1 pseudogene is annotated in these 898 nt (G+C 46.8%); it reads right to left on the bottom strand.

Annotation, left to right across the window (positions count from 1 at the left end):
* Positions 1-797, bottom strand: a pseudogene (locus A3738_RS03110) (hypothetical protein); the annotation flags it as partial.
* Between the last annotated feature and the right edge of the window lie 101 nt (positions 798-898).

Consider the following 898-nt stretch of genomic DNA (forward strand, 5'->3'; position numbering starts at 1 on the left):
AGGAATGGGGCGTCTCTCAGTGCCCGGTTGTACAATAAATTGAATGTTGAGCGAACACCCTCTACAACGAGTTGCACCTCAGCCATATCTCGCGTCTTTCCTGCGTTTTTCTCCGCGAGTGCGAGGGCTTTTTCTTCTTCACGTACTTGCAGCGTTGAATATTCTTGATCGTCCAATGTTGCTTGGCGTGTATCGATTTGCTGTTCCGACTGAGCTGTTGCGTTCGAGGTTTTGCTCAATACAGACTGATCCGGTGAACCGATACTTAATGGCCCTGACTCGGCTTTTACTTGCTTCGCTGAAGAATAGAAGCCTGATGCGGCGACCGAACTCGATAGCGCTGCCATTTGGCTTTGCATAGCAAGCAAACCACTATTACTTGCGACTTCTCGTGCCTGTTTTATTTGTTCCGCGGTGCTCTTCTGGGTTTCCACTCGTTTTTTGGGTTGCGCTTTAATCGATTCCTTAGACTTCTGCTTAGGAACAGGCCTCGGCTCAAGTTTAGGTTTTGGCTTCGCTACCGGCTTAGGTTTAACTTCAGCCTTCGGTTTAGGTAATTCCTTTTTACGTATAGGCTTTGGCGCAACTTTTGGCTTTTCGTTCTTTACGAAACGAGCCAATTGAGGCGGCAAGCGCTCGAGACTCTCTCTATCAGGTTCAGGCACTTCATAATTATCAATAAACCAGGCAGCAGCGATTAAAAGCACTAACCCAAGCATGAGCGCAACAGAGAAGACGCGCTGCTCTGAATGCGATTGCGACCATGGCAAATTATGATGAGCGACTACTAAAGACATCTGAACGTACTTTCTATGATCTAACTATTTTTGCGTTGAAGCACAGAGGTTAAGCACTTTGATCGCCGCCATTTCGAAACTATCAACGATCTCATTCGTTT

The organism is Oleiphilus sp. HI0066 (genome assembly GCF_001635725.1).